Annotated in this window: 4 protein-coding genes; 1 reads left to right on the forward strand and 3 read right to left on the reverse strand. The window is 76.0% G+C overall.

The genetic code is table 11. The features are described from left to right. Positions 1–9: 9 nt before the first annotated feature. Both ACJA3G_RS26985 and ACJA3G_RS26990 read right to left on the reverse strand, forming a co-directional pair. A complete protein-coding gene (locus ACJA3G_RS26985; RefSeq protein WP_406555645.1) occupies positions 10–1227 on the reverse strand; it encodes an ROK family transcriptional regulator in 1218 nt (405 codons plus the stop codon). A gap of 230 nt (positions 1228–1457) precedes the next feature. Continuing rightward, the gene (locus tag ACJA3G_RS26990) at positions 1458–2543 is read right to left on the reverse strand and encodes a mechanosensitive ion channel family protein (protein ID WP_406555646.1); all 1086 of its coding nucleotides are present in this window, start codon (positions 2541–2543) and stop codon (positions 1458–1460) included. A 255-nt stretch (positions 2544–2798) separates the two neighbouring features. Here ACJA3G_RS26990 and ACJA3G_RS26995 point away from each other — a divergent pair, with 255 nt between their 5' ends. Further along, positions 2799–3335, forward strand: a complete 537-nt coding sequence (locus ACJA3G_RS26995) for an HNH endonuclease (RefSeq protein WP_283143448.1) — start codon at positions 2799–2801, stop codon at positions 3333–3335. A gap of 67 nt (positions 3336–3402) precedes the next feature. Here the strand turns inward: ACJA3G_RS26995 and ACJA3G_RS27000 are convergent. After that, the coding region (locus ACJA3G_RS27000) for a beta-N-acetylglucosaminidase domain-containing protein (RefSeq protein WP_406555647.1) at positions 3403–6410 on the reverse strand (3008 nt) is incomplete at its 5' end.

Raw genomic sequence — 6410 nt, forward strand, 5'->3', positions numbered from 1 at the left:
GGCGGGGGGTCAGCGCGAGGTGTCGAAGACCTCGTCGCGGGTGGCGGCGAGGGCGCTCTCCAACGCGCCGCGCAGGACGGGGTGGTGGCGCACCTCGCCGATGACGAGCCGCGGCCGGGAGGCGGCGAGCTCGCCCAGCTCGTGCTGGACCAGGGCGCGCAGGGGCTCGCCGCCGGCCGAGATCAGGGCGCCGGAGAGGACCACGAGCTCGGGGTCGAGCACGGCGACCAGGGAGGCGAGACCGGTGGCCAGGCCGGTGGCGAAGGTCTCCAGGAGCCGGCGGCAGGGCCCGTTCTCCTCCGCCCGTACGGCCTCGGCGGCCCGGGCGACCAGGGCGGCGGCGGCCTCGGTGGACGGGCCGCCGGGGATGTCGGCGACACCGAACTCCCGGGCGAGGCGCGGGACCACCTGCCCGCCGGCCAGCTCCTGGAAGCCGCCGGAGTTCGCCTTGGTGACGTGCCGGACGAGCGGGGCGCCCGGCACCGGCAGGAAGCCGACCTCGCCCGCGCCGCCGGTGAAGCCGCGGTGCAGCCGGCCGCCGATGACGAGCGCGGCGCCGAGACCGCCCTCGTTCCACAGCAGGACGAAGTCGTCGTGGCCGCGCGCGGCCCCGAGCCGCTGCTCGGCGATGGCCGCGAGGTTGACGTCGTTCTCGTACTCGACCGGCATCGGCAGCGCCGCCGCGAGCTCGTCGAGGAGGGTGGGGGAGTGCCAGCCGGGCAGATGGGAGGCGTACCGCAGCCGTCCGGTGCCGGGGTCGAAGGCGCCGGGCGTGCCGATGACGACGCGGTGCAGATCGGCGCGGACGAGGTCGGCGGCCTTCACGGCCCCGTCCAGCGCGTCGGTGACCTGGCGCACCACCGACTCGCCCGTGCGGCGCCCCGGGGTGCGCACCTCGAACTCCCCGACCACGTCCCCGGCGACGTCCGCGACGGCGGCGCGGATGCGCTCGGGGGTGACATCGAGCCCGGCGACGTGCGCGGCGCGGGCGTTGACCGCGTACAGCTGCGCGTTGGGGCCGGGCCGCCCCTCGGTGGTCCCGGTCGCCACGACGAGCCCGGCCGCCTCCAGCCGCGCCAGCAGCTGCGAGGCGGTCGGCTTGGAGAGCCCGGTGAGCTTCCCGATCCGGGTACGGGACAGGGGCCCGTGCTCCAGCAGCAGATCGAGCGCGGCACGGTCGTTCATGGCGCGGAGTACGCGCGGCGTTCCCGGGGTAGTACCGGCCACGACGGCTGCACCTGCCCTTCGGCTCTGAGAAGGCTCTTACTCTCCCACATCACTGTTAGGAAAGTTTCCTATCTGATGGGAGGAAAGTAGGCCGCGGGTCCGGGGGGCGTCAATGGGGTGAACGGCGGGGGCTACCAAAGCGTTACCTCGGCGGCCGGCCGCCACGGGCGGCCCGGCATACGACGAGGGCGCCCCCGCCGCTCGACGGCCGGGGCGCCCTTCGCGCGTCGCTACTTCGCCAGACCCTGCCCCGGCGGTATCGGCGCCGTGGCCAGGGACTGCGGGGACGTGGGGTTGTTCAGGGCCCACGGGGCGGCCACCCCGGCGGAGGGGTCCGAGGCCGACGCGTCCGGGTCCGCCGCCGGCGCACCCCCCACGATCCGGATCCCCGCCGCGTCCAGCGACCGCTTGATGCGCCAGCGCAGTTCGCGCTCCACGCCCAGCGCCTTGCCCGGCATCGTCTTCGCCGAGACGCGGATCACCATCGAGTCCAGCAGCACCGCGTCGAGACCGAGGACCTCCACCGGGCCCCACAGCCGCTCGTTCCACGGCTCGTCCTTGGCCATGGACTCGGCCGCCTCCGTGATGGCCGCGCGGACCCGGTCCAGGTCCTCCGTCGGGCGGACCTGGACGTCGACGGCGGCCGTGGCCCAGCCCTGGCTGAGGTTGCCGATGCGCTTGATCTCGCCGTTGCGCACGTACCAGATCTCGCCGTTGTCGCCGCGCAGCTTCGTCACGCGCAGCCCGACCTCGACCACCTCGCCCGAGGCCACGCCCGCGTCGATCGAGTCGCCGACGCCGTACTGGTCCTCCAGAATCATGAAGACGCCGGAGAGGAAGTCGGTGACGAGGTTGCGCGCGCCGAAACCGATCGCCACGCCCGCGACACCCGCCGAGGCGAGCAGCGGGGCCAGATCGATGTTGAGGACGCCCAGGACCATCAGGGCCGCGGTGCCCATGATCAGGAAGGACGCCACCGAGCGCAGCACCGAGCCGATGGCCTCCGAGCGCTGGCGGCGGCGCTCGGCGTTGACCAGGAGGCCGCCGAGCGCGGTGCCCTCCACCGCCTGGGCGCTGCGGTTCATCCGGTCGATGAGCTTGGTCAGCGCGCGGCGCACCAGCACCCGCAGCACCGACGCGATGATCACGATGAGCAGGATCCGCAGGCCGATGGCGAGCCACGTCGACCAGTTCTCCTCGACCCAGCCCGCGGCCTCGGTGGCCTGCTTCTGGGCGTCGTCGAGGGTGACCGGGGCGGTCGTCGGGCCGACGGGATCTGACGGGGATCCGGCGGCCAGTACGGCGGGCCAGTGCACGGCGGGGTACCTCCAGGCATTGCGCTGCCGACAGTGCGACGGCAGACCAACCACACTAACGGGGCAACCCATGTGCTTCGGTGCCGTGTTCGAGAGGGGCAGGACAGCGGGCCCGCGAGGCGGGGGAGTGTGGTCGAAAACACTTCAGGGCCGTTACCCGGACGTGGTGGCGCTCCGACCGGCCCTGAGGAGAGACTGAAGGCAGATCGTCCCGGCGCGAGCCACGCGCCGCCGGCGTACAAGGAGGCATCCACCGTGCCGCACGTCCTGGTCCTCAACGCGTCGTACGAGCCCCTCGGCGTCGTACCGCTCCGCCGCGCGCTCGTCCTCGTGCTCGAAAACAAGGCAGTCTGCCTAGAGGAATCCGGCGCCTTCATGCACAGCGCGACCCGGGTCGTCCCCGCTCCCAGCGTGGTCCGGCTGAAGAGATTCGTACGGGTCCCCTACCGGGGGCCCGTCCCACTGACCCGCCGTGCGCTCTTCGCGCGCGACGGCGGGCGCTGTATGTACTGCGGTGGCGTCGCAACCAGCGTCGACCACGTCATCCCGCGCAGCCGCGGCGGCCAGCACGTCTGGGACAACGTGGTGGCGGCCTGCCGCCGCTGCAACCACGTCAAGGCCGACCGGCACCTGCTGGAGCTCGGCTGGCGCCTGCGCCACCAGCCCGCCCCGCCCAGCGGTCTGGCGTGGCGCATCATCGGCACGGGGCACCGGGACCCACGCTGGCTCCCGTACCTCCAACCGTTCGGCGCGGACGACGCCCTGGCCCGGATCGACGGCATCTCAGCCTGAGTCCGGGCCTTCGTCGTCCCCGGGGGCCGGCCCGCCGGCCCCCGGCGCCGGCGTGCCCGCGTCCCGCCTACCGGCCCCGCGCCACGCCGTACGCCTCCACCGACCACAGCGAGTACCCGTACGGGGTCGCGCGTGCCACGCCCTGCACCCGCAGGAAGCGCACATCGCGCGCGTCCATCCGCACCGCCTCCCGGCCGCCCCTGCCCTCCCGGACGGTCGCGGCCGTCCGCCAGGTCCGCCCGTCCGGCGAGACCTGCACGGTGTAGCCGCTCGCGTAGGCGTCCTGCCAGTTCAGCACCACCAGACCGACCCGGCTCGGCGCCGCGAGCTCGGCCTGCCACCAGGCGTCGTCCTGCGCCGGGGAGGACCAGCGCGTCGAGGGGTCGCCGTCGGCCGCCGCGCGCGCCGGGAACGCGGGCGTCTCGTCGCCGGAGGAGGAGGCCGCGGCCCCCGCGATCAGATCGGGACCGGCCGTGCGCGGATACGCCCGTACGGTCAGGACGCGCTCCTGTCCGGAGAAGACCACCGGCACCCGGTACTCGCCCGCCGGGGTGCCCGGCGCCACCGTCACCTCCACCGGCACGCTCACCGCGGCGCCGCGCGGCACCGTGAGCGCGCCCGCGACCCGGACGGCCAGCCCCCGCGGGGCCTTCGCGGCGAGCGTGCCCCGGACGTCCGAGGGCCGGGTGGAGGTCAGCACGGCCGCCACCACCTGCGGTTTCCCGCCGATCTCGGCGTCGGCCTCGTCCCGGGCGAGTTCGAGGCGGGCCCGCGGCTCGTCCGCGAACCACGGCACCAGATGCCGTACGGACCGTACGGCGGCGGTCGGGCCGGTCACGCGGACGGCGTCGGCGCGCACGCCCCGCGCGGCGCTCTGCGTCCAGCCGTCCGGCGAGAGCGGCCCGAGGCTGCGCCAGCCCACGCCGGGCAGATGCGCCTGCACCAGCGCCCCGCCCTCGGCCCAGGCGACCCGCCCGGGACCGGGGCCCGGCCCCCAGGCGGCGTCCGGCACGGGCTGCGCTCCGGCCGTGGCCCAGGCGGGCGGGCCCGAGCCGGGGCCGACCGACGGGCTCTGCCCGGCGCCGGAGTCGTCCATGACCGTGACCGCCTCCACCGGGCGGACCCGGCCCAGCCACACGGTGTAGGCGTCCGGCGAGACGGTGACCTCGCCGGGCGGCCGGTCGGCGCCCGTCCAGGTGGCCGAGGCCCGCGCCGCGCGGGTCAGGAACGCGTCCAGGACGCCCCTGCCGACGGTGACCGAGCCGGTGGCGGCGTCCCGGCGCAGCGGCTCCAGGGCGAGCGCGGCCCGCCAGGCGCCCGCGCCGTCGCCGTTCGCCTGGGCCTGGAGCATGTCCACGGCCTTCTCCCCGGCCCGGCCGTAGCGGGCGAGCCGGTCGGACCAGGGGCGCAGCTCGTCGGCGAGCGCGCCGCTGCCCGCGAGCCGCTCGGGCGTCTGGCGCATCACCGTGAACGCCGCGCGCAGCCGCGCCGCCGCCCGGTCGCGTACCGCCGCGTCCGCCGCGCCGCGCGAGCTCCAGAACGTGTCGAGCAGCGGGCGCAGATAGGCCGACTCGGCGCTGCCGAGGACCGACGAGGAGTCGTTGCCCGCCAGCGCCGTGAGCGCCTCGCGCAGCCGCGCGTCGCCGCCCGCGAGGTCCGCGATCGCCGCCCGCCAGGACGCCTCCGGCTCGTAACCCTGCGGGTTCCAGGCGTAGTCGGCCGCCGTGAACAGCGGGATGCGGGAGGCCGAGGCCTGCGCCATGGCGTTGGCGAGCAGGGCGGCCGAGCCGGTGGCGACGGCGGGCTCGCGGCCCGTGTAGGGGCCGAGGAAGATCCGCCCGGGCGCCCAGTCGTTCACCGGGTAGTTGTCCATCGTCACCAGCGGATGCCCGAACGCGTCCCGCGCGCCCGCCAGTTCGTGCCCGGTGATGGTGCGCGGCACCACCCCGACGCCCGTCCAGGCGACCTGGACGCGCGCGTCCAGCCCGTTCGCGAGCGCGTCCCGGTAGGCGGTGGCGCCCTCCTGGTAGTACTCGGTCGGCATCAGCGACAGCGGCTGCGCGCCCGGGTGGCGCTCGGCGAGGTGCGCGGCGACGGCGTTCGCCACGCGCGCGTGGGCGCGGGCCGCGGCGGCCGGTCCCCGCCCGAAGGTGCGCGCGTCCTGCCCGCAGTGCCACTCGCTGTAGCTGACGTCCTGGAACTGGAGCTGGAAGGCGCGCACGCCCAGCGCCCACATCGCGTCCAGCTTGCGCAGCAGCGCCTTGAGGTCCTTGTCCGAGGACAGGCACATCTCCTGGCCGGGCGCCACGGCCCAGGCGAGGGTGACGTGGTTGGCGGCGGCGCGGGCGGCGAGCGCCCGGAAGTCGGCGCGCTGGCCGGCCGGGTACGGGTCGCGCCAGCGGGCCAGGCGGTACGGGTCGTCGCCGGGGGCGTAGAGGTAGCGGTTCTGCTTGGTGCGGCCCATGAAGTCGAGCTGCCCCAGGCGCTGTTCGCGTGTCCAGGGCTGCCCGTAGAAACCTTCCGTCGTGCCGCGCACGGCCGTGGCGGGCCAGTCCCGCACCCGCACGCCCGGCAGCGTGGCGGCGCCGTGCCGGTCCTGGCCCAGGAGCTGACGCAGCGTCTGGACGGCGTGGAAGAGCCCGTCCTCGCCGACCCCGTCGAGCGCGACCGTGTCCCGCCCGGCGACCCGGCCGACGCCGATCCGGTAACCGCCCGGGGGCAGGTCCCCGCGCTCGGCGACCCGCAGGGCACGCAGCGCGTCCTGGGCGCCGCTCCCGCCGAGGCGGAACACCGGGCCCGCGCCCCGCGGTTCGTGGTGCAGCGTGGTGACGCCCGCCCGGTCGAGGACGTCCCCGAGCGCGGCCACCGCGTACGGGTCGGCGCCCGGGCCGGCGATCAGTACGGCCTCGGAGCCGAGGCGGAGCCCCGGTCCCGCGCGGCGGACGGACTGGGGGCGCGGCCAGACGGCGGGGGTGTCGTCCCGTGCCGCTTCCTTCGGCGTCCCCGTGGACGCGCCCGTGGCGGTGGGCTGTTCGGGGGCCGGCGGGTCCGCCGGCCCCCGAACAGCCCACCGCC

Origin of the sequence: Streptomyces sp. YS-3 (genome assembly GCF_045257485.1) — a bacterium.
Classification (GTDB): Bacteria; Actinomycetota; Actinomycetes; order Streptomycetales; family Streptomycetaceae; genus Streptomyces.